This window comes from Lysobacter alkalisoli (assembly GCF_006547045.1).
Lineage (GTDB): Bacteria > Pseudomonadota > Gammaproteobacteria > Xanthomonadales > Xanthomonadaceae > Marilutibacter > Marilutibacter alkalisoli.
Map to the genome: position 1 here is coordinate 3,565,157 of NZ_CP041242.1, position 25,746 is coordinate 3,590,902.

The window sequence follows — 25,746 nt, forward strand, 5'->3', positions numbered from 1 at the left end:
CCTCGATAACGAAAAAGCCGACGCAAAGCGTCGGCTTTTTCGTGTCTTCCGGCGCTGCCTCCATCCGCAAGGCAGCCGCCGGCGATGGGATGCCGCTTACAGCGCGGCGTCCTTGAGCTTCTTCAACGGGCGCACCTTGACCTTGACGGTGGCCGGCTTGGCGGCGAACCACTGCTCTTCCTTGGTGAACGGGTTGATGCCCTTGCGCTTCGGCTTGGCCGGCACCTTGACCGAGGTGATCTTCAGCAGGCCCGGCAGGGTGAACGCACCCGCGCCCTTCTTGCTGATCGATCCGTGCACGGCGTTCTCCAGCGAGGCGAGCACAGCACGCACGTCCTTGGCGACGACGCCGGAAGTCTCGGCAATGTGGGCGACCAGGCCGGACTTGGTCAGGGTTTCCTTGATCGGCTTCGGAGCGGCCGGCTTGGCGGCGGCCTTCTTCGGTGCAGCTTTCTTTGCGGCTTTCTTTGCGGTTTTCTTGGTGGCCATGCGTGTCCCCTAATGGGTCGTCGTTGGGTTTCTGATGTGTGCCTGCAGAGCCGGCACCCGGAATGTAGGGCATGCGCGCGCCTACGCCAAGCGGTCACAGGTCGAAAAACGCCTGAAAACAGGGTCAGAGCGAAAAAAAGTCCGGATTCGCCCTGCCGGGATGGGGGATTTCACCTGTCGAACACACCAATCACGCCGGCTGCAGGTTGGCGTAAGCCAGCACCAGCCACTTGCTGCCGGCGTCGTCGAAGTTGACCTGGACGCGGGCGTGCGCGCCGCTGCCTTCGTAGTCGATAACGGTGCCACTACCGAACTTCGGATGGGTCACCTGCGCGCCGAGCGGGATCGACGGCCCCTCGATCGCGGCGTGCCCCACGTTGCGGCGCTGTTGCGCGCCCGCGCCCATGCGCCCGAGCGGCCGCGACACCTGCACCTTCGGCCGCACCTCGTGCAGCAGCGCCGCCGGGATCTCGCGCAGGAATCGCGACGGCATGCCGTACATGTCCATGCCGTGGATGCGGCGGGTCTCGGCATAGCTGAGCACCAGCTTGTGACGAGCGCGGGTGATGCCGACGTAGGCAAGCCGACGTTCCTCTTCCAACCGGCCGTGTTCCTCGGTCGACTTGTTGCTCGGGAACAGGCCTTCCTCCAGTCCGCCGAGGAACACCAGCGGGAACTCCAGCCCCTTGGCGCTGTGCAGGGTCATCAGCTGCACGCCCTCCTCGCCGGCCTGCGCCTGGCCCTCGCCGGCCTCCAGCGAGGCGTAGCTGAGGAAGGCGACCAGCTCGGGCATCGCCTCCACGTCCTCCTCATCGCTGCGGGTGAAGCGCGAGGCGACCGATACCAGTTCGTCGAGGTTGTCGGTGCGCGAATCGAGCTGGCCGCGCGATTCGTTGGCGTAGTGTTCGCGCAGGCCGGAACGGGCCAGCACGTGGTCGATCTTCTCCGGCAGCGGCATCTCCACCAGTTCGGCGTCGAGCGCGTCGATGAGATTGATGAAAGCAGCCAGTGCGTTGCGCGCACGTGCGGCGAGCCCGGTCTCGACACTGATCCGCTGCGCCGCGTCCCACAGCGGGATGCGGTCGCCGCGGGCACGCTTGCGCACCTCGTCCAGGGTGCGCTCGCCGATCCCGCGCGTCGGCGTATTGACCGCGCGCTCGAACGCGGCATCGTCGCCGCGGTTGGCGACCAGCCGCAGGTAGGCCAGGGTGTCCTTGATCTCGGCACGCTCGAAGAAGCGCAGTCCGCCGTAGACGCGGTACGGCACCTGCTCGGCCAGCAGCGCCTCTTCGAACACCCGCGACTGCGCGTTGCTGCGGTAGAGCACCGCGCAGTCTCCGTGGCTGCCGCCGTCGCGCACCCACTGCTTGATCCGCTCGACCACGAAGCGGGCCTCGTCGATCTCGTTGTAGGCGGCGTACAGGTCGATAGGCTCGCCACTGCCGGTATCGGTCCACAGTTTCTTGCCGAGACGGTCCGGGTTGTGGGCGATGACGGCGTTGGCGGCATCGAGGATGTTGGCGCTGGAGCGGTAGTTCTGTTCCAGGCGGATGGTCTGCGCACGGCCACGTTCTTCAGAACCGAAATCCTTGAGGAAGCGCTGCATGTTCTCGACCTTGGCGCCACGCCAGCCGTAGATCGACTGGTCGTCGTCGCCGACCACGAACACCTGGCCCCTGCTTTCATCGGTATCGCTGCCGGCCAGAACGCGCACGAAGGCGTACTGGATCGCATTGGTGTCCTGGAACTCGTCGACCAGGATCTGGCGGAAGCGGTGGCGGTAGTGCGCGAGCAGGGCCGGGTTGTCGCGCAGCAGTTCGTGCGCGCGCAACAGCAGCTCGGCGAAGTCGACCAGGCCGGCGCGGTCGCAGCGCTCCTGATAGGCGGCGTAGACCTTGCGCATCACGTCGGTCCACTCGTCCTGCCCGCCCTGCAGATGCTGCGGGCGCCGACCCTCGTCCTTCTGCGCATTGATCCACCAGGCGATCTGGCGCGGTGGAAAGCGGGTGTCGTCGATCTCCAGCCCCTGCACGACGCGCTTGACCAGGCGCTGCTGGTCGTCGGAGTCGAGCACCTGGAAGGTCTCCGGCAATTTCGCCTCCTGCCAGTGCAGGCGCAGCAGGCGATGGGCGAGGCCGTGGAAGGTGCCGATCCACATCCCGCGCGCGCCGTGCGACAGCTGCGCCTCGACACGATGGCGCATCTCGCCGGCGGCCTTGTTGGTGAAGGTGACCGCGAGGATGCCGTGGGTCGGCACCCCGAACACTTCGTTCAGCCAGGCGATGCGGTGGGTGAGGACGCGGGTCTTGCCGGAGCCGGCGCCAGCGAGGACCAGGTAGTGACCGGGAGGCGCACTGACCGCCTCGCGCTGGGCCGGGTTGAGCCCGTCGAGCAGGTGGGAAACATCCATGCCGTCATTCTACCGGGCCGGGTTCGATTTCCGGTCAGTAGTGTCATCCCGAGCATCGCGAGGAACCTGCTTTGATGCGTCCGCGCGAGGACGCAACCGGGCATGCCTTTGCAGGACACGCCGTAAACCCGTCCATGGGGGCTCGGATGCGGCATCCATGCCGCATACGGTCCTGCAAAGGCATGCCCGGCTGCGTCTGGATGGTTGGCCGGAAAGCAGGTCCCTCGCGATGCCCGGGATGACGGCTCAGTGCGCGCCCTTGGCGTGCGCGTGCGCCATCAGCCGGTCGGTCCAGGCGATGCCGATCGCCGAAAGGATGAACACGCAGTGGATGATGGTCTGCCACATCACCCCGGTTGCGGTCGCCTTGGTGCACAGCACGCCGGCCGCCAACTCCGGGCCACACAACGGCAGGCCCAGCGAGCCGGCCTCGATGAAGGTCTTGAGCAGGTGGATCGAGGAGATGCCGATGATCGCCATCGCCAGCTTGACCTTGAGCACGCTGGCGTTGACGTGGCTCAGCCACTCCGGCTGGTCGGGGTGGCCCTGCAGGTTCAGGCGCGAGACGAAAGTTTCGTAACCGCCGACGATCACCATCACCAGCAGGTTGGAGATCATCACCACGTCGATCAGGCCGAGCACGATCAGCATGATGCCCTGCTCAGTCAGGTGGCCGGCGTCGCGGATCAGGTGCCACAGATCCTTCAGGAACAAGAACACGTACACGCACTGAGCCAGGATCAGGCCGAGGTACAGCGGCAGCTGCAGCCAGCGCGAGCTGAAGATCAGGGCCGGCAGCGGGCCGAGGCGCGGGGTCTGTGTGGACATGCGGTTCACTGGGAATGAAAGCGCCGCAGAGTAGCCATCGACGATGACGGGCTCAAGTCCCAGTCGGCACGTACACTGGGCGTCCCCCGCCGCAGGAGGCCCATCCATGATCGATCTGTATTACTGGCCGACCCCGAACGGCCACAAGATCACCCTGTTCCTCGAAGAGACCGGCCTGGACTACACCATCCACCCGGTCGACATCGGCGCCGGCGACCAGCACAAGCCCGAGTTCCTGGCGTTCTCGCCGAACAACAAGATGCCGGCGATCATCGACAACGCCCCGGCCGACGGCGGCCTGCCGGTGACCGTGTTCGAGTCCGGCGCGATCCTGCTGTACCTGGCCGAGAAAACCGGCCGCTTCATTCCCGCCGACCCGCGCGGACGCGTCGCGACGCTGGAGTGGCTGTTCTGGCAGATGGGCGGGCTGGGACCGATGACCGGTCAGTACGGGCATTTCCACGTCTATGCGCCGGAACCGATCGGATACGCCCGCGATCGCTATGCGCGCGAAGCCACCCGCCTGCTCGAGGTGCTCGACAAACGGCTGGACGGCCGCAATTTCATCGCCGGCACCGAGTACACCATCGCCGACATGGCCTGCTACCCGTGGATCGACCCGTACGACAAGGCGCCGATGGACCTGTCGGGTTTCAGGCACCTGCGCCGCTGGCACGCCGCGATTGCCGAACGCCCGGCAACCAAGCGTGCGTACGCGGTCGCCGACCGGCACCGCGTGCAGCGCGAGATGAGCGCGGAGATGCGGCGCAACCTGTTCGGCACACCGTCGCAGCCCGCGTAAGCTTTCGTCATCCCGGCGGAAGCCGGGCTCCATCTCGATCGCCACCGCCGCCGGGATGACGGCATCGGTGCCACCAGGTCCATCAACCGCATGAACAAAACCCTCGCCCGCTGCCTGCTCGCCATGACCCTGACCACCTCCCTCGCAACCCCCGCTCTCGCCGACGCGCCAACGCCGCGACGGCTGACGCTGGAAGCGCTGGCCGGTGATGCGCCGCTGTCGGGACCGAGCCTGATGAAGCCGAAGATCGCCCCGGATGGCTCCAGGGTGACGTTCCTGCGCGGCAAGCCGGACAACCGCAACCGGCTCGACCTGTGGGCCTACGATGTCGCCAGCGGCGAAACCACGCGCCTGGTCGACGCCGACGTGGTGCTGCCACCCGGGCAGGAGGTGCTCAGCGACGAGGAAAAGGCGCGCCGCGAGCGCCAGCGCATCGCCGCGCTGAGCGGCATTGTCGACTACCAGTGGGCGCCGGACAGCAACTCGCTGCTGTTCCCGCTCGGCGGCGAGCTGTATCTCTACGATCTGGACGGGACCGGCGCCGACGCCGTGCGCCGGCTGACCGATGGCGAGGGCTTCGCCACCGACCCGAAGATCTCACCCAAGGGTGGCTATGTCAGTTTCATCCGCGACCGCAACCTGTGGGTGATCGACCTGCGTACCGGCCAGCCCGCGCAGTTGACCCGCGACGGCAGTGAGGTGATCGGCAACGGCGTGGCCGAGTTCGTCGCCGACGAGGAAATGGGCCGCCACACCGGCTACTGGTGGGCGCCGGACGACTCGGCGATCGCCTTCATCCGCATCGACGAGTCGCCGGTCCCGGTGCAGAAGCGCTACGAGGTGTACCCCGACCGCACCGAGGTGGTCGAGCAGCGCTACCCGGCCGCCGGCGACGACAACGTGCGCGTGCAGTTGGCGGTGATGGCACCGAAGGCCGGCGTGGCGCCGCGCTGGATCAAGCTTGGCGACGGCGTACCCGCCGACGGCCTGCACGGCGACAATGCGTCGGGCGAGAGCGGCGACATCTACCTTGCCCGCGTCGACTGGCGCGATTCCCGCCACCTGACCTTCCAGCGCCAGTCGCGCGACCAGAAGCTGCTGGAGCTGGTCGAGACCGACCTCAACAGCGGCCGCCAGCGCGTGCTCGCGACCGAAACCTCGAACACCTGGGTGCCGCTGCACGACAACCTGCGCTTCCTCAAGGACGGCCGTCTGCTGTGGTCGAGCGAGCGCAGCGGCTTCGAACACCTGTACCTGATCGACGCCGACGGCAATGCCACCGCGCTGACCTCGGGCGAGTGGCCGGTCGACCGCGTGCTGGCGGTGGACGAGGAAGCCGGCCAGGTCTATTTCGCCGCCGGCAAGGACTCGCCGCTGGAAAGCCACGTGTACCGCGTGCCGCTGGCCGGGGGCGCGGTCGAGCGGCTGTCGCAGGAGGCCGGCATGCACGTGGCGACCTTCGCCGGTAACGCCAGCGTCTACGTCGACAACTGGTCGACCCCGGACACGCCGCCGCAGCTGACCCTGCACCGCAATGACGGCAGCCGCATCGCCGCACTGGTCGACAACGACCTGGCCGCCGACGATCATCCCTACGCCCCGTTCCGCGCCGCGCACCGGCCGACCGAGTACGGCACCCTCACCGCCGGCGACGGCGCGACGACGCTGCACTACAGCCTGATCAGGCCAGCCGGCTTCGATCCCGGCAAGCAGTACCCGGTCGTGGTCTACGTCTACGGCGGCCCGGCCGCGCAGACCGTGACCCGCGCCTGGCCCGGTCGCGGCGACCACTGGCTCAATCAGTACCTGGCGCAGCACGGCTACATCGTGTTCTCGCTCGACAACCGCGGTACCCCGCGCCGTGGCGAGGCCTTCGGCGGCGCACTCTACGCCCGCCAGGGCACGGTCGAGGTCGAAGACCAGCTTCGCGGTATCGAGTGGCTGCAGTCGCAGCCCTGGGTCGACAGCGAACGCATCGGCGTGCATGGCTGGTCGAACGGCGGCTACATGACCCTGATGCTGCTGGCCAAGGCGTCCGGCAAGTACGCCTGCGGTATCGCCGGCGCGCCGGTCACCGACTGGGCGCTGTACGACACCCACTACACCGAGCGCTACATGGACCTGCCGGACGCCAATCCGGACGGCTACCGCGAGGCGCGCGTGCTCGAACACATCGACGGGCTCACCTCGCCGCTGCTGCTGATCCACGGCATGGCCGACGACAACGTGCTGTTCTCCAACTCCACCGCGCTGATGAGCGCGCTGCAGCAGCGCGGCCAGCCGTTCGAGCTGATGACCTATCCGGGCGCCAAGCATGGCCTCAAGGGCGCCGACCTGCTGCACCGGCTGCGGATCACCGAGGCCTTCTTCGCCCGCTGCCTGAAGCCGGCGACGTGATCGCGGGAATCATTGGCAAGCCGTAGGCGCCGTAGCCCGGGTAAGGCGAAGCCGCACCCGGGGAATTGCCAGGCATGCCAGACCCCGGGTGCGGCTTCGCCTTACCCGGGCTACACGCGAACCGTTACGGGGCCGCCGCGCCTACTCCGTCCGCGCCAGCATCCGCCGGCTGCCGATCAGCTTCGCCCAGCGCGTGCCGAGGTCGACCAGGGCGATGTAGCCGGCCTCGCCGGCGAGGCGGCACAGATTGGCGGGCGTCATCCGCAATGCCGGTTCGGCCGCGCAGGGTTCGGCGTCGTAACCGAGCCGACGCGCGAACCACAGGCAGCGGGCAAGGTGGTAACGGCTGCTGAGCAGGGTGACGCGGTGCCGGTCAGGGCCGGTGCCGATCAGCGCAAGCAGGTCGCGGGCGTTGCGCAGGTTCTGCAGCGTGTCGCGCGATTGATCCTCCAGCCACAGCGGTGCTTCGCCCGGCAGACCCCGCGCAAGCAGGCCCCGGCGGGCCAGTTCGGCTTCGCTGGGTTCGCCGGCCGCACCACCGCCGAGCAGGATGAAGCCGGTACCGGGGCGTTGTTGTCCCAGTGCGGCAGCACGGTCGAGCCGGGCTTCGAAATCCGCATCCGGCCGACCGCCCGGCGCGTGCTTGCCGAACACCAGCACCCGGCGACCCTCCCCGGCCTCGCAGCCAGCCCCACGCGCGACCCGCCACACATGAACCAGATAGGCCAGGTAGACCAGGCCAAGACTGGCCACGCAGGCGGTCACAGCCACCAGCGACCCATGGAGCACATCGCGGTCGCTGAACAGTCGCAGGCGATGGGCGAGACGGGTGGCGGGGGGCGGAGCCCGCCTCGTATCCGGCATGACGGTGCGCGGCCCTGGTGCACTAACCTTCGATGCTGAGCTGCATGTTGGTCGACAGGTCCGAAACCAGGAAACCGATCCAGCTCAGGTAGTTGGAGTGGATGTAGGTCACGCCTTTCTTGATCTTGTGGTCGAGGTTGATGCTGTCGATGTAGGCGAACCGGACATGGGTATCGTCGTAGGTGATGCGGATCCGCGCCACGTGGTCGCGCAGGTGCAGGGTCGAGTCGATCCGCCCGGGCTGCTCGTCGGTCACCGCCCAGCCACGGCCGGCGAGCGCGCGCTTGATGTCCTTGGCGACCTGCCCACTGTCGAGGCCGGCCGGGATCGCGACCGGATCCGGATCGACCAGCGGTGACTTGCGTGCTTCTGCCGCAGGCGCGAACACGGCCAGCGAAATGACGACAAACAGCAGATGGATGATGCGCATGAATGCCTCCCGGGATGAATGGCACCGCTCGACGCGGCGCGCGGCCAGCACGAAGCATACGCGCCGCGGCCACGCCGGTGCAGCGGGCTTGCCGTACGGCCTGTGTTCGATCGCTCCCTTGCGCTGGCTATACTGAGCCCCCGCGTACTTCTGCCGTTTCCAGCGCACCCTGCTGAATGCCCGCCACCCTGAAACAGCGCCCGCCGCTGGCGATCCGCGCCCATACCGCCACCACCGCCCTGGGCCGTGGCCGTGAAGCCCAGGCCGAGGCGCTGGCGACACGCCGCGGCGGGTTGCGCCGCAACGATTTCCCGACCACCGCGCCCGGCGAGACGCCGCTGGACTGCTGGATTGGCCGTGTCGACGGTATCGAGGACAGCCCGCTGCCGGCGGAACTTGCCGATTGGGAATGCCGCAATAACCGGCTCGCCTGGCTGGCGCTGCAGCAGGACGGCATCGACGCGGCAGTTGCCGATGCGATCGACCGCTACGGTGCCACTCGCGTCGCACTGGTCGTTGGCACCTCGACCTCGAGCATCGGCGCCACCGAGGAGGCCTATGCGCGGCTGCAGCCGGACGCCGACGGCAACCTGCATTTCCCACCCGACCTCGCCCGTCCCGGCATCCATACCCCGCACTCGCTCGGCGCCTTCGTGCAACAGGCGACCGGTGCGCGCGGGCCGTGCGTGACCGTCGCCACCGCCTGCTCGTCCAGCGCCAAGGTGTTCGTCCAGGCAGCGCGCCTGATCGACGCCGGCCTGGCCGATGCGGCCCTGGTCGGCGGCGTCGACACCCTCTGCGGCAGCGTGCTGTTCGGCTTCAACGCGCTGCAACTGGTCTCGACCTCCCCGTGCCGCCCGTTCGACGCCCACCGCAACGGGCTGTCGCTCGGCGAAGCCGGCGGTTTCGCCCTGCTCGAGCGTAGTTCAAGCATCGACGACGGCGACGCCACGCTGAAACTGTGCGGCTACGGCGAATCCAGCGACGGCCACCACATGTCCGCCCCGCATCCCGAGGGCCTCGGCGCGCGACTGGCGATGGAGGACGCGCTGGCCCGCGCCGGCATCGACGCATCGCAGCTCGGCTACCTCAACCTGCACGGCACCGCCACGCCTGCCAACGACAGCATCGAGGCAATGGTAGTGGCGGCGCTGTTCCCGTCCGCGTTGCACGCCAGTTCGACCAAGGGCTGGACCGGCCACACTCTCGGCGCGGCCGGCATCGTCGAATCGGTGTTCGCACTGATCGCGCTCGAGCGCGGGCTGTTGCCGGGCACGCTCAACAGCTCCGCGCCGGACCCGGCCTGCGGGCCACAGATCCGCTTCGACAACGCCGAGCGCGAGGTGCGCCATGCGATGAACAACTCGTTCGGCTTCGGCGGCAACAACTGCTCGCTGGTGTTCGGAAAGGTATGAGCATGCTCGCCGCACAGATCGAAGGCATCGGTTTCTGGGCCCCGGGGCTGCCGTCCTGGCAGGCCGCGCGCGACTTCATTCGCACCGGCTCGCTGGCGGCCGACGCGCCGCGACGACCCTCACCGCAGCTGCTGCCGCCGAACGAACGTCGGCGCACACCGGACACGGTGGCGATCGCGCTCGACGTCGCGCTCGCCGCCTGCCACGCCGCCGGCCGCGACCCGGCCACGCTGCCGTCGGTGTTCGCCTCCACCCACGGCGACCACGCCATCACCGACTACATGTGCGAAACCCTGGCCCGCGAGCCTCGCACCGTGTCGCCGACCCGCTTCCACAACTCGGTGCACAACGCCGCCTCCGGCTACTGGACCATTGGCACCCGCAGCCACCGGCCCGCCACCGCGATCAGCGCGTTGGACGCAAGCTTTGCCCAGGGCCTGCTGGAAGCGCTGCTGCAGCTGGCCGCAGGCGAAGAGGCGGTGCTGCTCGCCGCCTACGATGGCAATGCCAATGGCCCGGTCGGCAGACAGTGGCACAGCAAAGGGCTGCTCGCTGGCGCGCTGTTACTGTCGCAAAGCGGTGCCGAAACCGGCCCGGTGCTGCAGGCCGAACTGGTCGATGGCGTACCGCCACCCGCCGATGGCCCGCTCTCCCGTCACGCCGGCAGCAATGCGATGGCGCCGATGCTGCCGCTGTTCGAGGCCCTCGCGCACGGCGCGCCAGCCGCGGTCGCGCTTGCAGCAGGCCCCGGCCGGGTGCTGTCGGTCACGCTGCTGCCGGGCGCGGCCGCGATGGAATCGGTCGATGCCTGATCCCGACCATGCCGCCGCCTTGAACATCGCCGTTGTGATTCCGGCGCTCAACGAGGCGTTGCGCATCCGCGAGGTGGTCGAGAGGGCGCTGTCCGAGTGCCCGAACGTGATCGTGGTCGACGACGGTTCGGACGACGACACCGTCGAACGCATCGCCGACCTGCCGGTCATCGTGCTGCGCCACGCCCGCCGTCAGGGCAAGGGGCCAGCCTGCGCGACGGCTTCGCCGAGGCGATGCGGCGCGGCTTCGACGGCGTACTGAGCATGGACGGCGACGGCCAGCATGCCGCGGCCGACATCCCGCGCCTGCTCGACGCGGCACGCCATAATCCAGGCGACATCGTAATCGGTGCGCGTCTGCAGAAACGGGCGTGCCAACCGCTGTACCGTCGCCTCGCCAACGAGTTCGGCGACTGGGGCATCGGCTGGGGTTGTGGCTTCCGCATCGCCGACAGCCAGAGCGGCCAGCGCTACTACCCGGCCGCCGTGTGCATGCTGGATGACGTGCCCGGCGAGGACTTCGTGTTCGAGGCACAGATCCTGATCTCGGCCGCACGCCGGCTCGGCGTGGGCGTGGTGTCGGTGCCGGTGGAGTCGCGTTACGGTCTGGACGCTGCCGAAACCGACGCCCCGCGCTTTCGAAAAAGCCATTTCCGCCCGCTTCGCGATCTCTACCGGATCACCTCGCACGTGGTCGCGAAGGTGTGGAACCAGGGCAACGTGGTCGCAGAGTACCGTCGCACGCGTGCGAACCCGCCGCGCATCCACGATCCGGACGATAACCGCGATGCCCCCGCTCAAGGGCACATCCAGCGGGTGCCGAAGGAAACCTAGCGCCCTAGGTCAGGCTTGCCTTCCAGTTGCGGGCGGCGCTCGAGCTTCACGCTCGCGAAAGGCGGCGCCCCGGAATCAGTTCCGCAGCAGTTTCAGCTTCCGGTTCGCCAGCAGCGCGAGCACCGTGCAGACCGCGCCGGACAGCAGGTAGGCGCCGACGAAGGCGAGACCGAACTTCGCGCATAGCCACAGCGCGACCAGCGGCGCGAACGCGGCGCCGATCAGCCAGGCCATGTCGGCAGTCAGCGCAGCACCGGTATAGCGATAGCGGGCACCGAAATTGACCGTTACCGCTCCCGCGGCCTGGCCGTAGCACAGCCCGAGCAGGATGAAGCCGAGCAGCACGAACGCGTATTTTCCGACCGTACCGCCGGTGAGCAGGGTCGGTGCGAAGCCGCTGAACACCGCGATCGCGGCGGCGAAGCCGCTCAGGGTCCGGATGCGGCCATAGCGGTCGGCGATCCAGCCGGACGCGACCACGCCACCGGCAGCGAGGAAGGCGCCGGCCACCTGCAGCAGCAGGAACTGCCCGACCGGCTCGTCGGTGAACAGCAGGATCCAGGAGATCGGGAAGATCGTGACGACATGGAACAGCGCGTAGCTGGCCAGCGCGGCGAACCCGCCGATCGCCACGTTCGGCCCCTTGGCACGCAGCAGCTCGCCCACCGGGACCGGCTCGAGGTCGTTGCGATCCAGTTCGTGCACGTACTCGTGCGTGACCACCAGCCGCAGGCGCGCGAACAGCGCCACCACGTTGAGCGCGAACGCAGCGAAGAACGGATACCGCCAGCCCCAGCCGAAGAAGTCGTCCGTGTTCAGGTTGCCGAGCAGGTAGGCGAACAGGGCGGCGGCGATGATGAAACCGGCGGGCGCACCGAGCTGGCCCAGCATCGCGTAGTGGCCACGGCGCTCCTCGGGCGCGTTCAGCGCGAGCAGTGACGGCAGCCCGTCCCAGGATCCGCCGAGGGCGACCCCTTGCAACACCCGGAACAGCGCCAGCAGACCGATCGACAGCGCACCGATTCTCTCGTAGCCGGGCAGGAAGGCGATGCCGGCGGTGGCGGTGCCGAGCAGGAACAGCGCCGCAGTCAGCTTGGTGCTGCGGTCCCAGCGCCGCTGGATCCACATGAACAGTACGGTGCCCAGTGGGCGCGCGATGAAGGCCAGGGCGAAGATCGCGAACGACCACAAGGTCGCTTGCAGCGGCTCCAGGAACGGGAAGAACACCCGCGGGAACACCAGCGCCGAAGCGATGCCATAGACGAAGAAGTCGAAATACTCCGACGCACGACCGATGACCACGCCAACGGCGATGTCGCCGGGAGCGACGGCATGTTTGTTCTCGCCATGCACCGAGACGGTCGCATGCCGGTCATTCGGGTCGGAGGCGGGGACGGAACTCGATGTCTGCATGGTCGGACGGGGCGATGTTTGCGGCAGGGCCACGTCGGCCGGAGTGTTCCGCCACCCCCGCGAAGGCGGGATGATGGCCCCGCACGGGCGCCGACGGTTCCTAGGTTCCCATCACTGCCGCTCGGACACCATAGGACAAAACGTCCAATCGTGCGCCGCAGCATCGGCGGTTAGAGTTTCCCGTTGCCGTTCCTCGGCCCCTCCCCGACCGTCGAATCGATTGCCGATGCCCACGCTCCGATCCCTTGGCCGCCCGCTGCTCGCCGCACTGGCCGCACTGTCGCTGCCCGGGTGCAACACCATCCTCCTCAACGCACCCGGCGACGTGGCCCGGCAGCAGGGCGATCTGATCGTCGTCTCCACCGTGCTGATGCTGCTGATCATCGTCCCGGTGATCGCGCTGACGTTGTTCTTCGCCTGGCGTTACCGCGCCTCCAACACCAAGGCGACCTACAAGCCCGACTGGGACCACTCCGTCCAGCTCGAACTGCTGATCTGGGCGGCACCGCTGGTGATCATCATCGCGCTGGGCGCGATCACCTGGATCAGCACCCACACCCTCGACCCATACCGCCCGCTGGAGCGCATCGCCGAAGGCCAGCCGGTGCCGGAGGGCGTGGAGCCGCTGGAAATCCAGGTGGTGGCGCTGGACTGGAAGTGGCTGTTCCTCTACCCCGAACAGAACATCGCCACCGTCAACGAGATCGCCGCGCCGGTCGACCGTCCGGTCCGCTTCCTGATCACCGGCACCACGGTGATGAACTCGTTCTACATCCCCGCCATGGCCGGGATGATCTACGCCATGCCCGGGATGGAAACCAAGCTGCACGCGGTGATGAACGAGCCAGGCGAATACGTCGGCTTCTCCGCCAACTACAGCGGCGAGGGCTTCAACGGCATGCGCTTCCGCTTCCGCGGAATGAGCGAGGATGACTTCGAGCAGTGGGTCGCGCAGGCCCGCGCGAGCGGGCAGGCCCTGGATCGCGACGGCTTCCTGGAACTGGAGAAACCCAGCGAGCGCGAACCGGTGCGCCATTACGCCGGCGTCGCCCCGGGCCTGTACCACGCCATTCTCAACCGCTGCGTCGACGCCAACCATATCTGCATGGACGAGATGATGGCGATCGACGCCGGCGGCGGCCTCGGCCGGGACGCGATCGATGCGCTGATCCCGCGCCTGCGCGGCGACCTGCGCGGCGGCCCGGTGGTCGCGGCGGCAGTATGCCGCGCCGATGACCTGATCCCGCCGCTCGCACCGCTGGCGCGGACCGCGCCGTGATCCTTCTCCCACGTCCTGAAGCGGGAACTCGCTTCAGTTGGACTGTCATCCCGGGCGCAGCGACGGATCTGCGTTGAAAACGGATCCCTCACTGCGTCCGGAATGACAGGACTTTACGAACCCCACACCGCGCGCTGCCCGCGCGCACCGTGAGAACACAGATGTCCAACCCCGCAAGTCCGACCCACCCGTTCTTCGGCCGCCTCTCCCTGGAGGCGATCCCGTACCACGACCCGATCCTCCTCGGCACCTTCGCCGGTGTCGCCGTGGTCGGCATCGCGGTGCTGGCGCTGCTCACCCGCTACCGGCTGTGGGGCTACCTGTGGCACGAGTGGTTCACCAGCATCGATCACAAGAAGATCGGCATCATGTACTGCGTGCTGGGGCTGGTGATGTTCCTGCGCGGCTTCGCCGACGCGATCATGATGCGGCTGCAGCAGGCGATGGCCTTCGGCGATTCGGTCGGTTATCTGCCACCGCACCACTACGACCAGATCTTCACCGCCCACGGCGTGATCATGATTTTCTTCGTGGCGATGCCGTTCGTCACCGGCTTCATGAACTACGTGGTGCCGCTGCAGATTGGCGCGCGCGATGTCGCCTTCCCGTTCCTCAACAACTTCAGTTTCTGGATGACCGCCGGCGGCGCGGCGCTGGTGATGCTGTCGCTGTTCGTCGGCGAGTTCGCGATGACCGGCTGGCTGGCCTATCCGCCGCTGTCGGGCATCGACTTCAGTCCCGGGGTCGGGGTCGATTACTACATATGGGGGCTACAGGTGGCCGGCGTGGGCACCACGCTGTCGGGCATCAACCTGATCGCCACCATCGTCAAGATGCGCGCACCGGGCATGACCCTGATGCGGATGCCGGTGTTCACCTGGACCGCGCTGTGCTCGAACGTGCTGATCGTCGCTTCGTTCCCGGTGCTGACCGCGACCCTGGCGCTGCTGACCCTGGACCGCTACATCGGCACCAACTTCTTCACCAGCGATCTTGGCGGCAACGCCATGATGTACGTGAACCTGATCTGGATCTGGGGCCATCCGGAGGTCTACATCCTGATCCTGCCCGCGTTCGGCATCTTCTCCGAGGTCGTGTCCACGTTCTGCGGCAAGCGCCTGTTCGGTTACGCGTCGATGGTCTACGCGACGGTGGTGATCACGATCCTGTCGTACCTGGTGTGGCTGCACCACTTTTTCACCATGGGTTCGGGCGCGAGCGTGAACTCGTTCTTCGGCATTGCGACGATGATCATCTCGATCCCGACCGGGGCCAAGGTGTTCAACTGGCTGTTCACCATGTACCGCGGCCGGATCCGCTTCGAGCTGCCGATGCTGTGGACGGTCGGCTTCATGGTGACCTTCGTGATCGGCGGCATGACCGGCGTGATGCTGGCGATTCCGGCGGCCGACTTCGTGCTGCACAACAGCCTGTTCCTGATCGCCCACTTCCACAACGTGATCATCGGCGGCGTGCTGTTCGGCATGTTCGCCGGGATCAACTTCTGGTGGCCGAAGGCCTTCGGCTTCAGACTCGATCCGTTCTGGGGCAAGCTGTCGTTCTGGTTCTGGCTGGTCGGCTTCGTGCTCGCGTTCGCGCCGCTGTACGTACTCGGCCTGATGGGCGTGACCCGACGGGTGAGCCATTTCGACGATCCGTCGCTGCAGGTCTGGTTCCTGATCGCCGCGGCCGGCGCGTTCCTGATCGCGATCGGCATCGTCTGCATGCTGGTGCAGTTCGCGGTCAGCATCCTGCGCCGCAAGCAACTGCGCGACGAAAGCGGCGATCCGTGGGAAGGCCGCACCCTGGAGTGGTCGACCTCGTCGCCGCCGCCGGCCTACAACTTCGCCTTCACTCCGGTGGTGCACGACAACGACGCCTGGCACGACATGAAGCAGCGCGGCTTCCAGCGGCCGACCACCGGCTTCATCCCGGTGCACATGCCGAGGAACACCGCCGCCGGCGTGGTCCTGGCCGGCCTGAGCACCCTGCTCGGCTTCGCCCTGATCTGGCACATCTGGTGGCTGGTGATCGCCAGCTTCGCCGCGACGCTTATCGTCGCGATCGTCCACACCTTCAACTACAAGCGCGACTATCACATCCCGGCCGAGGAAATCACCGCAGCCGAGGATGCGCGCACCGCGCAACTGGCGAACCTCCATGTCTGATACGCATGCCATTGCAATGACCGACGCGCAGGGGCGCCCGGTCTTTCTCGATACAGCAGGCCGGCACCACCCGGAGAACGGTACCCTGCTCGGCTTCTGGCTGTACCTGATGAGCGACTGCCTGATCTTCGCAGTGCTGTTCGCCATCTACGGCGTGCTCGGGCGCAGCTACGCGGCCGGGCCGTCGGGCGCCGACCTGTTCGATCTCAACCTGGTCGCGATCAACACCGGCCTGTTGTTGCTGTCGTCGATCACCTACGGCTTCTCGATGGTGGCGATGCAGGCGAAAAAGAAAAAGGCCGTGCTGGCCTGGCTGGCGGTGACCGGCCTGCTCGGGTTGGGCTTCCTCGGCGTCGAGCTGTACGAGTTCGCCCACCTGATCCACGAGGGTGCCGGCCCGCAGCGCAGTGCGTTCCTGTCCTCGTTCTTCGCCCTGGTCGGCACCCACGGCCTGCACGTCACCTTTGGCGTTGTATGGCTGGTGGTGCTGATGCTGCAGGTCGGCAAGCTGGGGCTGACCACGGCCAATCGGCGCCGCCTGCTGTGCCTGTCGATGTTCTGGCATTTCCTCGACGTCGTCTGGATCGGCGTCTTCACCTTCGTCTACCTGATGGGAGTGCTGCCATGAGCGACGCGCACCATGACGCCCACGTCGCCGACCACCACGACGAGGACGGCGGCCTGCATTTCAGCGTCAAGGGCTACATGACCGGTTTCCTGCTGTCGGTGGTGCTGACCGCGATCCCGTTCTGGCTGGTGATGGGCCAGGTGGTTTCCTCGTCCAACCTGACCGGCTTCGTGGTGCTCGCTTTCGCGGCGGTGCAGATGGTCGTGCACATGATCTATTTCCTGCACCTGGACGCGAAGTCGCAGGGCGGATGGAACATGCTGGCGCTGATCTTCACCGCGGTCCTGGTGGTGATCATGCTGGCCGGCTCGCTGTGGGTCATGCACCATCTCAACACCAACATGATGCCGATGGCGCCGCATGAGATGCGGGTGCAGCCTTGACCTGCTTCCCGCCGTCCCCATGGGGCGGGAACCCTTGGATGTTAGCTTGGTTCTTCTCAATATTGCGGAAAGTCTGAGGGCGAAGCGGGTGGCCATGCCGTTGCGGGACACGCCGTTAATACGTCCATGTAGGCTCTTCCGAAACATCCATGTTTCGGAAGGTCCCGCAACGGCATGGCCACCCGCTTCTGGATAGGTGGTCGGCGCTTGCGGGAAACCCATCCCCACCCAACCCTCCCCTTGACGGGGAGGGCTTGAGAGCCCCTCTCCCGTTTACGGGAGAGGGGTTGGGGTGAGGGCCCGGCGAAGCCGGCGGTGACACAACTCATGTCGATTCCAACCCACCACAACATCAGCCCTCTTTCTGTTGCCTTCGCCGTGGCGCTCGCGATCGCCTTCGCCGGCTTCACCGCGCTCGGCGTCTGGCAGGTCAAGCGGCTGGCCTGGAAGCTGGACCTGATCGAGCGGGTCGAGTCCCGCGTGCACGCGCCGCCGGTGGCGGCGCCCGGACCGGCCGAGTGGGCGCATGTCGATGCCGCCAGCCACGAGTACCTGCACGTCGTGCTCGAAGGTCGTTTCCTGCCGGGACTCGACGCGAAGGTGCAGGCGGTGACGGAACTCGGCGCGGGCTTCTGGCTGCTGGCGCCGTTTGAAACTGCCGACGGCGGCATCGTGCTGATCAACCGCGGCTTCGTGCCGCCTGACCGGGTGGGGGAGACCGCGCCGCCTGCCGACACCCGTATGACCGGACTGCTGCGGATCAGCGAGCCGGGCGGTGCGTTCCTGCGCGACAACGATCCCGCCAACGACCGCTGGTACTCGCGTGACGTGCAGGCCATCGCCACCGCGCGCGGGCTGCGGGAGGTCGCGCCGTACTTCGTCGATGCCGGACGCAATCCTGATGCCGATGTCGGCGCTCCGGTCGGTGGCTTGACCGTGGTGCGCTTTCGCAACCACCATCTGGTCTATGCGCTGACCTGGTTCGCGCTGGCGCTGATGTCGGCCGCGGCCTTCGTGTACCTGCTGCGCGATGCCCGGCGCGGCCGGAGATGAAGAAGCCACCACGAGGACCTGCGATGCCGGAGCGCCAGCGATCCGCCCCTCCCCAGTTGCGCGCCCAGCATCCGCTGGTCCAGTTGCGCTGGATCGCGGTGGTCGGCCAGATCGTCACCATCCTGTTCGCCCAGCACGTCCTCGACATCGCCCTGCCGCTGCCATCGATGTTCGCAGTGGTGGCGGCACTGGCCGCATTCAATCTGGTCAGCATGCTGCGCTGGCGCCCGCGCGCGGATGTCCGCAGCGGCGCCCTGTTCCGTGCCCTGCTGGTCGACATCCTGACCCTGACCGCGCTGCTGTACCTGGCCGGCGGGATCTCAAATCCGTTCGTATTCCTGTATCTGCTGCAGGTCGGCCTGGCCGCGGTACTGCTGCGCCCCTGGGCGAGCTGGACAGTGGTTGCGATCACCACCGCCTGCGTGCTCGCGCTGGCACTGTGGCCGGGGCCGGTGACGATCCCGGTCGACCTTGCCGGCGGCCTGCACTCCCCCTACGTGTGGGGCCTGCTGATCTGTTTCGCCCTGAACGCGGTGCTGCTGGTGGTGTTCATCACCCGCATCAACGCCTCATTGCGTGCACGCGACGCGCATCTGGCGACGCTGCGCCAGCGTGCGGCCGAGGAGGAGCACATCGTGCGCATGGGCCTGCTCGCCTCCGGCGCCGCACACGAGCTGGGCACGCCGCTTGCGACGCTGTCGGTGATTCTCGGCGACTGGCGACGGATGCCGCCGTTCACCGAGCGCACCGACCTGCGCGACGAACTCGGCGAGATGCAGATCCAGGTCGACCGCTGCAAGTCGATCGTCACCGGCATCCTGCTGTCGGCCGGCAAGGCGCGCGGCGAATCGCCCGAACCGACCACACTGGCGACCTTCCTCGACGGCCTGGTCACCGAGTGGCGGGCGACGCGCCCGGTGCGTGGCTTCGAATACACCAAGGACATCGGCAGCGACATCGCGATCATCTCGGACACCGGACTGAAGCAGATGATCGGCAACGTGCTCGACAACGCGCTGGAAGCCTCGCCGGACTGGGTGGCGCTGGAAGCCACCCGGGAGGATGATGCTCTGGTACTGCGCGTGTGCGACCGCGGCCCCGGTTTCGCGCCGGCGATGCTGGCCGAGTTCGGCCGCCCCTACCAGTCGAGCAAGGGCCGTCCGGGTGGTGGCCTGGGCCTGTTCCTGTCGGTCAACGTCGCGCGCGCGTTCGGCGGCAACGTCGCCGCCCGCAACCGGGAGGCCGGCGGCGCGGAAGTGACGGTGATCCTGCCGCTGGCTTCGCTGACACTGGAGGAGGTGGACGATGAACAATGAACCGCGACGACTGCTCATCGTCGAGGACGACGCCGCCTTCGCCCGTACCCTGGCGCGCTCGTTCGAGCGCCGCGGCTATGTGGTCCGCGGCGCGGAAAACGTTGAGGAGGCGGTGGCCGTGGCCGCGGAGCACGCGCCCGGCCATGCCGTGGTCGACCTCAAGTTGGCTGCTGGCGACTCCGGGCTGGCCTGTGTGAAGGCATTGCACCGGCACGACCCCGCAATGCGGATCGTGGTGCTGACCGGCTACGCCAGCATCGCCACCGCGGTGGAAGCGATCAAGCTCGGTGCCTGCCACTATCTGGTCAAGCCATCGAACACCGATGACATCGAGGCCGCATTCGGGCGCACCGAAGCCAGCACCGCGATCGAACCGGCCCACCGCCAGACCTCGCTCAAGACGCTGGAATGGGAGCGCATCCACGAGGTGCTGGCGGAAACCGGCTTCAACATTTCCGAGACCGCGCGCCGGCTCGGCATGCACCGGCGCACGCTGGCCCGCAAGCTGGAAAAGCGGCAGGTGAAGTAACGGGCGGGAAACCGCCGTCACTGCTCCGCGTCAGGCTCCATCGGCGGTGGCGGATTGGGCACGTGAATCGCAATACCGGTCGCGTACTTGGGCCGCGGCGAGACGCTGACCCCGACCCCACCGCTGGTATAGCTGCGGCCACCAAAGCGGCCCACCCCGGTACCGACCCCGACGCTGGTACCGCCATAGCCATTGGCCGTGCCCTGCAACAGCACGCCGTTGGCGCCGAACTTGGCCGCCTCCCGGCGCAGCTTGTCGAGCACCGCGTTGAGCTTGTTCTGCTCGCCGTAGGTGACCGGGCCGCTGGCGGTCTCGATCACCGCGATCTGCTCGTAGGGCACCGCTGGCGGCGCATGGTAGATGCGCACCTGCGACACGTCGATCGGCGGCCGCGCCTGCCCGACCAGCATGCTGGAGGTGGAGCAGGCCGAGAGCAGCAACACGGTTGCCGCGATGACGGCCCGACGGAGCGGGAAGACATGTCGGATACGAATCATGGAAACCTCCTGGGCGATGCCGCTGTCTACGCTCCGATCCTACGCCGACGAAAGTGAAGGCCCGCTGCAGCACCGGGTGCCAGCAACGGCAGCGGAGCCAGACGGATCAATCGCCGAGGTGGCTGCCGTCGACCGGATCGGCGAGCCAACCACCGATATCGCGACCGATCGCCTTCACGGTACGGCCCAGGACCGAGCACGAGCCCTTGAAGCCGGCGAACGCGCCGCCCATCGAGTTGCGCCGGGCCTTGAAGCCGGCCACCTTTTCGCCATCGACGAACAGCGCGCCGTGGACCTTGGTGTACTTCTGGTGGCCGAGGAAGGCATTGCCCATGCTCATCGCGTCGACAATCTCCAGCCGCAGCACGCGGCCGCTGCCGGTGTCGGGTGCCTCGGCAACCAACTCGACCGGCTCCGGCGCGTATTCCTTCACGAATTCGGCCAGTTGGCGGCCGATCTCGCATTCGGTCTTGATGGCGTTGGAGATATCGTTGTCCTCGGCAAACGCCACCGGCGTCTGCAGCTTCAGGCCGTTGGCCGAGGCGACAGGAGCAAAAAAGGACAGGGACAACACGAAGGCGGCCGTCAGGCCAATGGTCTTGGACATTTACTTCCCCTTGCTATGAGCGACGGATGCTTTGCACGAGCGTGTCCGCCCCTCCCCGGGCGGACGCATCACTGTAACCGAGCAGGGCGTTTCATCGACACCTCCCCCGGCCCTCGCGCATGGCGCTCCGGCGTTCGTGCGGGCGCGAACCAATGGTTCGCAAACGCCCTCCCCCCGGCCCTCGCGCATAGCGCTCGGGCGTTCGCGCGGGCGCGAACCAATGGTTCGCAAACGCCCGCTCTCACCCCATGCCGCCGTTTACACCGATGACCTGGCCGTTGATGTAGCCGGCCGCATCCGAGCACAGGAAGCCGACCAGCGCCGCGACCTCTTCCGGCCGACCGGCGCGCCCCGCAGGCACGATCTGTTTGAGCTGCTCGGGCGGAAACGCCGCCTCCGCCATCCGCCCCTCGATCACGCCGGGCGCCACGACATTGGCGGTGATGCCGCGGCTGGCCATCTCCCGTGCCAGTGAGCGGGTCGCGCCATGCAGGGCCGCCTTGGCTGCGGCGTAATTGCACTGACCGCGGTTGCCGAGCACCGCCGCCACCGAGGACACACTGACGATCCGACCCCAGCGGGTGCGGGCCATCGGCAGCAGCAACGGCTGGGTGACGTGGAAGAAGCCGTGCAGCGACACGTCGATCACCCGCTTCCACTGTGCATCGGACATGCCGGCCAACGGTGCGTCATCGTGGATGCCGGCATTGTTGACCACGACCTGGATCGGGCCGGCGGCAAGCAGGCTCTCGATCGCAGCACGTCCGGCCTCGCCATCGGCAACATCGAAGGCGACGGTCCCGGCACTGCCACCGCTGGCGACGATATCGGCCACGACCGCCTCGGCGGCCTCCCGATTGCGGTTGGCGTGGACGATCACATGGCAACCGTCGGCAGCGAGCCGGCGGCTGATCGCGGCGCCGATATCGCCGCTGCCGCCGGTGACCAGGGCACGGCGCTGGAGAGTAGGAGCATTCATCCGGACATTGTGCCAGTGCCCGCTTCACCAGACCTGGCCGCCTCGTTCGCCGAACCAGGTTCGTGCAGGTCCGCGATATCGGTTTCGGGCCGAGGACGAGCCAGGCGACGACCTGCCAACAGTCGCTGCCAACAAGGCGATCTGCCCAGCTCTGCTCTCTGGTCGCACGTAGAATGCGCGGATGGACAATTTCTCGCGTGTACGCGCTTATCTTTCCGGTCTGCAGGACCGTATCTGCCAGTCGATCGAGGCGGCCGACGGGGAGGGCCGGTTCATTGAGGACGCGTGGGAGCGGACGCCATCCGGGGACAGTCCGGCCGGGCTGGGCGGTGGCGGGCGGACCCGGATCCTGCGCGATGGCGCGGTGTTCGAGCAGGCGGGAATCGGATTCTCGGATGTGTCGGGCACGCGGTTGCCGCCGTCGGCGACCGCGGCGCGACCGGAGCTGGCCGGAGCGTCGTGGCGGGCGGTCGGGGTGTCGCTGGTGTTCCATCCGCGCAACCCCTACGTCCCGACCACCCATGCCAACGTGCGCCATTTCCATGCGGTACGCGACGGTGAGACGGTGGCCTGGTGGTTCGGTGGCGGCTTCGACCTGACTCCGTTCTATCCTTTCGACCAGGACGTGCTGCACTGGCACCGCACTGCGCGCGCGCTGTGCGAACCGTTCGGCGGGCAGTCGCGCTACGACGCCCACAGGAAGTGGTGCGACGAGTACTTCTTCCTCAAGCACCGCGACGAGACCCGCGGCGTCGGCGGGCTGTTCTTCGACGACCTGCATGGCGACTTCGAGCGCGAGTTCGACTACCTGCGCGCGGTCGGGAATGGCTTCCTCGATGCCTACCTGCCGATCGTCGAGCATCGCCGCGACACACCGCATGGCGAGCGCGAGCGGCAGTTCCAGCTGTATCGCCGCGGCCGTTACGTCGAGTTCAACCTCGTGTTCGACCGCGGCACCCTGTTCGGGCTGCAGTCGGGCGGGCGCACCGAATCGATCCTGATGAGCCTGCCACCGCTGGTGCGCTGGGAATACGGCTACCAGCCCGAAGCCGGCAGCGACGAGGCACGGCTGGCCGACTACCTGCGGCCGCGGGATTGGCTGACGGAGTTGGGGTGAGTCCCGGCGGTTCCCGGGTGCGGCCTTCGGTCTTACCCGGGCTACTTTGGTGTCAAAAGCGAAACGGGTGCCGCACGGGCACCCGTTTCGCTTTCGGATTTGCTGCTTTCAGATTTGCGCGGTTCAGCCGAACAGGCCGACCGGATATTCCGGCTTCTGCTCGCGCGCGAGCAGCTGGCGGAGACCGTCCTCGGGGTGATCTCGCCGTGCAGCACGGACTGCACCGCGCTGGAAATCGGCAATTCGATCCCATGGCGCTCGGCCTGGCGCATCACCTCGTCGGCGGTCTGTACCGATTCGACCACCTGACCGATCTCGCGCACTGCATCCTCGATGCTCTGGCCACGGCCGAGCGCGAGGCCAAGACGGCGGTTGCGCGACAGGTCGCCGGTGCAGGTCAGCACCAGATCGCCGAGACCGGCCAGCCCCATCAGGGTTTCGGCCTTGCCGCCGATGGCCTGGTTGAGCCGCAGCATCTCGTTGAGGCCGCGGGTGATCAAACCGGCGCGGGCGTTGAGGCCCAGTTGCATGCCGTCGGCAACGCCGGTGGCGACCGCGAGCACGTTCTTCATCGCACCGCCGAGCTCGGCACCGACCATGTCATCGCCGGTGTAGGCGCGGAACGCGGGACCGTGCAGTGTTTCGGCGACCTGCTGGGCGAAATCGGCGTCATCCGAGTGCACGGTGAGCGCAGTCGGCAGACCCGCAACCACTTCCTTGGCGAAGGACGGGCCGGTCACTACCGCCAGTGGCACGCCGGGGCCGAACACCTCGCCAGCCACCTCGTGCAGGAAGCGGCCACTGCCCGGTTCGAAACCCTTGGTTGCCCAGGACACGCCGACACCGTCCGGCCGCAACGGCTGCAGCGCGCGCACGACCTCGGTGAAGGCATGCGAGGGCACGACGACCAGGATCATGCCGACACCGTGAACGGCCTCGGCCATGTCGGTGGTCGCGCGCAGGTTGTCCGGCAGCGGGTGGCCGGGCAGGTAGCGACTGTTCTCGTGACGGTCGTTGATCGCCTCGACGATGCCGGCATCGCGCCCCCACAGCACGGTCGGGTGACCGTGCCGGGCGGCCAGTGAGGCCAGTGCGGTGCCCCAGGAGCCCGCACCGAGCACCGCGATGGGGGCCTTGCCGGCCCCCGGGTCGTCAACTGCTGTCATGCCGTCCGGACGGATCAGGCGTTGCCAGCGGGTTCGGCGTCGGCCAGACCGTCGCCGTTCTGCTGCTGTGCCGCCTGGGCCTGGCGCTGGCGCAGACCTTCGGCGTACAGGGCGTCGAAGTTGACCGGCTGCAGGTAGAACGGCGGGAAGCCACCGGCCTGGATCAGGTCGCTGATCAGCTGGCGGGCATACGGGTACAGCACGCTCGGGCAATGGCTGCCGAGCAGGCCGTCGAGGGTCGGGCCGTCGAAGCCGGCCAGGCCGAACACGCCGGCCTGCTTGACCTCGGCCAGATAGATCGACTTCTCGCCGACCGCGCAGGTCAGAGTCAGGCCGAGCACGACCTCATAGGCGTTGTCGCCGAGGCGCTGCACGCTCTGGTTCATGTTCATCTGCAGCTGCGGCTGGGCCTGTTCATTGAACACCGCCGGCGCCCCCGGCGCTTCGAACGAGACGTCCTTGGCGTAGATTTTCTCGACCGAGAAGGTCGGAGCGGCCGGCTGCGCGCCTTCGGCAGGTGCGGCGGCGCCGTTGTTCTGTTCTTCGGACATCTCTAACTCCAGATATTGGGTGTTGGATCAAGGATTCGGATCGCCGGGGGCGGAGTATCGCATGCGAGCGCGACAGCCCCGACGATTCCCCCTGACTGCCCACGTTGGGGCGAATGCAGCGTTCGCAACCCCTGCCGGACAGCTGACAGGGCACGCGTGACGCCGGCAGGACCTCACTAACCCGGGTTCAGCCCCGCCCCTTTACCAGCGGCAGGTCGGCCTGCTGCCAGGCGGCGATGCCACCATCGAGCCAGTAGACCTGTTCGAAACCGGCCTTTTTCAGGCGCTTGGCGGCGCCTGCCGAGGCCATGCCGTTGCGGCAGACCATCACCACCGGCAGGTTCTTGACGTTGGCGAGCAGCTTGCTTTCCGGATCGAACTGGCTGGGCGCGACCGATTTGCTGCCGGCGATATGGCCCTTGTCGAAATCGTTGCTGGGCGACAGGTCGACGACCAGCGCGTCCTCGCGGTTGATCAGGCCGGTCAGCTCGGCCGGACGCAGCGCCTTGTAACCTCGCATCAGGCGCCCGATCTCGGTGTAGAGCAGGGCCATCGTCAGGCCGACCAGGGCCAGCGACAGGTAGGGATGGCGGCCCAGGAAGGCCAGCAATTCTTCAGCACTCACGGATCACAGCCACCGGAAGTAGAGGGAGGGACGGGCCTCGATGCGAGGACCGCGGGGCCGGGATTGTCGCCCAGGGCCGCCGATGGCGCAAAAAGTGGCGCCGCCATGCGAACTGCCGGTCCCGGCGCGGGCTGCGGAGAGTTCGCGAACAGGG

Annotated in this window: 23 protein-coding genes and 2 pseudogenes; 13 read left to right on the plus strand and 12 right to left on the minus strand. The window is 67.5% G+C overall.

Translation table 11 applies throughout. The features are described from left to right. Window positions 1-96 precede the first annotated feature (96 nt). From FKV23_RS15740 to FKV23_RS15750, 3 genes are all read right to left on the minus strand, one after another. Window positions 97-489, minus strand: a complete 393-nt coding sequence (locus FKV23_RS15740) for an HU family DNA-binding protein (RefSeq protein WP_141624712.1) — start codon at window positions 487-489, stop codon at window positions 97-99. 190 nt (window positions 490-679) lie between these two features. Beyond that, window positions 680-2,899 (minus strand): DNA helicase II, encoded by a 2,220-nt coding sequence (gene uvrD / locus FKV23_RS15745; protein ID WP_141624713.1) that lies wholly within the window; start codon window positions 2,897-2,899, stop codon window positions 680-682. A 246-nt stretch (window positions 2,900-3,145) separates the two neighbouring features. Then, on the minus strand, window positions 3,146-3,727 hold the full coding sequence (locus tag FKV23_RS15750) for a TIGR00645 family protein (RefSeq protein WP_141624714.1): 582 nt from the start codon (window positions 3,725-3,727) through the stop codon (window positions 3,146-3,148). Window positions 3,728-3,833: 106 nt separating this feature from the next. On the opposite strand from FKV23_RS15750, the gene FKV23_RS15755 reads away from it, so the two are divergent. Both FKV23_RS15755 and FKV23_RS15760 read left to right on the plus strand, forming a co-directional pair. Beyond that, window positions 3,834-4,529, plus strand: a complete 696-nt coding sequence (locus FKV23_RS15755; RefSeq protein ID WP_141624715.1) for a glutathione S-transferase N-terminal domain-containing protein — start codon at window positions 3,834-3,836, stop codon at window positions 4,527-4,529. Between the two features lie 90 nt (window positions 4,530-4,619). Beyond that, window positions 4,620-6,926 (plus strand): S9 family peptidase, encoded by a 2,307-nt coding sequence (locus FKV23_RS15760; protein WP_407067632.1) that lies wholly within the window; start codon window positions 4,620-4,622, stop codon window positions 6,924-6,926. 141 nt (window positions 6,927-7,067) lie between these two features. Here the strand turns inward: FKV23_RS15760 and FKV23_RS15765 are convergent, their stop codons facing one another. Together FKV23_RS15765 and FKV23_RS15770 are read right to left on the minus strand one after the other, a co-directional pair. Next, on the minus strand, window positions 7,068-7,790 hold the full coding sequence (locus FKV23_RS15765) for a YdcF family protein (RefSeq protein WP_141624716.1): 723 nt from the start codon (window positions 7,788-7,790) through the stop codon (window positions 7,068-7,070). A gap of 22 nt (window positions 7,791-7,812) precedes the next feature. Then, window positions 7,813-8,220 (minus strand): hypothetical protein, encoded by a 408-nt coding sequence (locus FKV23_RS15770; RefSeq protein ID WP_141624717.1) that lies wholly within the window; start codon window positions 8,218-8,220, stop codon window positions 7,813-7,815. Window positions 8,221-8,396: 176 nt separating this feature from the next. Here FKV23_RS15770 and FKV23_RS15775 point away from each other — a divergent pair, with 176 nt between their 5' ends. The 3 genes and pseudogenes from FKV23_RS15775 to FKV23_RS15785 all read left to right on the plus strand — a co-directional run bounded on the left by FKV23_RS15775 (window position 8,397) and on the right by FKV23_RS15785 (window position 11,281). Then, window positions 8,397-9,635 carry a beta-ketoacyl-[acyl-carrier-protein] synthase family protein gene (locus FKV23_RS15775; protein WP_141624718.1) on the plus strand — a complete coding sequence of 413 codons (1,239 nt, stop codon included), beginning with the start codon at window positions 8,397-8,399 and terminating at the stop codon, window positions 9,633-9,635. 2 nt (window positions 9,636-9,637) lie between these two features. After that, the gene (locus tag FKV23_RS15780) at window positions 9,638-10,447 is read left to right on the plus strand and encodes a beta-ketoacyl synthase chain length factor (RefSeq protein WP_141624719.1); all 810 of its coding nucleotides are present in this window, start codon (window positions 9,638-9,640) and stop codon (window positions 10,445-10,447) included. Continuing rightward, a pseudogene (locus tag FKV23_RS15785) lies at window positions 10,440-11,281 on the plus strand (glycosyltransferase family 2 protein). Before FKV23_RS15780 ends, FKV23_RS15785 begins: the two are co-directional and overlap by 8 nt. 75 nt (window positions 11,282-11,356) lie before the next feature. Here FKV23_RS15785 and FKV23_RS15790 read toward each other — a convergent pair. After that, window positions 11,357-12,694 (minus strand): MFS transporter, encoded by a 1,338-nt coding sequence (locus tag FKV23_RS15790; RefSeq protein WP_141624720.1) that lies wholly within the window; start codon window positions 12,692-12,694, stop codon window positions 11,357-11,359. A gap of 226 nt (window positions 12,695-12,920) precedes the next feature. On the opposite strand from FKV23_RS15790, the gene cyoA reads away from it, so the two are divergent. The 7 genes from cyoA (at window position 12,921) to FKV23_RS15825 (ending at window position 20,050) form a co-directional block, all read left to right on the plus strand. Continuing rightward, entirely contained in the window at window positions 12,921-13,973 is a 1,053-nt protein-coding gene (gene cyoA / locus FKV23_RS15795; RefSeq protein ID WP_141624721.1) for a ubiquinol oxidase subunit II, read from the plus strand. A 161-nt stretch (window positions 13,974-14,134) separates the two neighbouring features. Continuing rightward, the gene (gene cyoB / locus FKV23_RS15800; RefSeq protein ID WP_141624722.1) at window positions 14,135-16,141 is read left to right on the plus strand and encodes a cytochrome o ubiquinol oxidase subunit I; all 2,007 of its coding nucleotides are present in this window, start codon (window positions 14,135-14,137) and stop codon (window positions 16,139-16,141) included. 16 nt (window positions 16,142-16,157) lie between these two features. Continuing rightward, complete coding sequence (gene cyoC / locus FKV23_RS15805) at window positions 16,158-16,769, plus strand: cytochrome o ubiquinol oxidase subunit III (protein ID WP_407067686.1); 612 nt, start codon at window positions 16,158-16,160, stop codon at window positions 16,767-16,769. After that, entirely contained in the window at window positions 16,766-17,152 is a 387-nt protein-coding gene (gene cyoD, locus FKV23_RS15810) for a cytochrome o ubiquinol oxidase subunit IV (protein ID WP_141624724.1), read from the plus strand. Before cyoC ends, cyoD begins: the two co-directional genes overlap by 4 nt. A gap of 327 nt (window positions 17,153-17,479) precedes the next feature. Continuing rightward, a complete protein-coding gene (locus FKV23_RS15815) occupies window positions 17,480-18,205 on the plus strand; it encodes an SURF1 family protein (protein WP_141624725.1) in 726 nt (241 codons plus the stop codon). Window positions 18,206-18,228: 23 nt separating this feature from the next. Beyond that, window positions 18,229-19,521, plus strand: coding sequence for an ATP-binding protein (locus FKV23_RS15820; RefSeq protein ID WP_244244031.1), 1,293 nt, complete (start codon window positions 18,229-18,231; stop codon window positions 19,519-19,521). Continuing rightward, window positions 19,511-20,050, plus strand: a complete 540-nt coding sequence (locus FKV23_RS15825; protein ID WP_141624727.1) for a response regulator transcription factor — start codon at window positions 19,511-19,513, stop codon at window positions 20,048-20,050. The genes FKV23_RS15820 and FKV23_RS15825 overlap by 11 nt, the downstream gene beginning before the upstream one ends. A 17-nt stretch (window positions 20,051-20,067) precedes the next feature. Here the strand turns inward: FKV23_RS15825 and FKV23_RS15830 are convergent, their stop codons facing one another. The 3 genes from FKV23_RS15830 to fabG all read right to left on the minus strand — a co-directional run bounded on the left by FKV23_RS15830 (window position 20,068) and on the right by fabG (window position 22,133). Then, on the minus strand, window positions 20,068-20,547 hold the full coding sequence (locus FKV23_RS15830) for a hypothetical protein (RefSeq protein ID WP_141624728.1): 480 nt from the start codon (window positions 20,545-20,547) through the stop codon (window positions 20,068-20,070). A gap of 106 nt (window positions 20,548-20,653) precedes the next feature. Next, window positions 20,654-21,154: a hypothetical protein gene (locus FKV23_RS15835; protein ID WP_141624729.1), complete on the minus strand. Its 501-nt coding sequence runs from the start codon at window positions 21,152-21,154 to the stop codon at window positions 20,654-20,656. A 241-nt stretch (window positions 21,155-21,395) separates the two neighbouring features. Further along, a complete protein-coding gene (gene fabG / locus FKV23_RS15840) occupies window positions 21,396-22,133 on the minus strand; it encodes a 3-oxoacyl-ACP reductase FabG (protein ID WP_141624730.1) in 738 nt (245 codons plus the stop codon). Window positions 22,134-22,314: 181 nt separating this feature from the next. Here fabG and hemF point away from each other — a divergent pair, with 181 nt between their 5' ends. After that, on the plus strand, window positions 22,315-23,250 hold the full coding sequence (gene hemF, locus FKV23_RS15845; protein ID WP_141624731.1) for an oxygen-dependent coproporphyrinogen oxidase: 936 nt from the start codon (window positions 22,315-22,317) through the stop codon (window positions 23,248-23,250). Window positions 23,251-23,373: 123 nt separating this feature from the next. Here the strand turns inward: hemF and FKV23_RS15850 are convergent. From FKV23_RS15850 to FKV23_RS15860, 3 genes and pseudogenes are all read right to left on the minus strand, one after another. Continuing rightward, window positions 23,374-24,416: pseudogene (locus FKV23_RS15850) on the minus strand (NAD(P)H-dependent glycerol-3-phosphate dehydrogenase). 14 nt (window positions 24,417-24,430) lie between these two features. Then, window positions 24,431-24,967 (minus strand): protein-export chaperone SecB, encoded by a 537-nt coding sequence (secB, locus tag FKV23_RS15855; RefSeq protein ID WP_141624733.1) that lies wholly within the window; start codon window positions 24,965-24,967, stop codon window positions 24,431-24,433. 187 nt (window positions 24,968-25,154) lie between these two features. Then, on the minus strand, window positions 25,155-25,592 hold the full coding sequence (locus tag FKV23_RS15860; RefSeq protein WP_141624734.1) for a rhodanese-like domain-containing protein: 438 nt from the start codon (window positions 25,590-25,592) through the stop codon (window positions 25,155-25,157). Window positions 25,593-25,746: the final 154 nt, after the last annotated feature.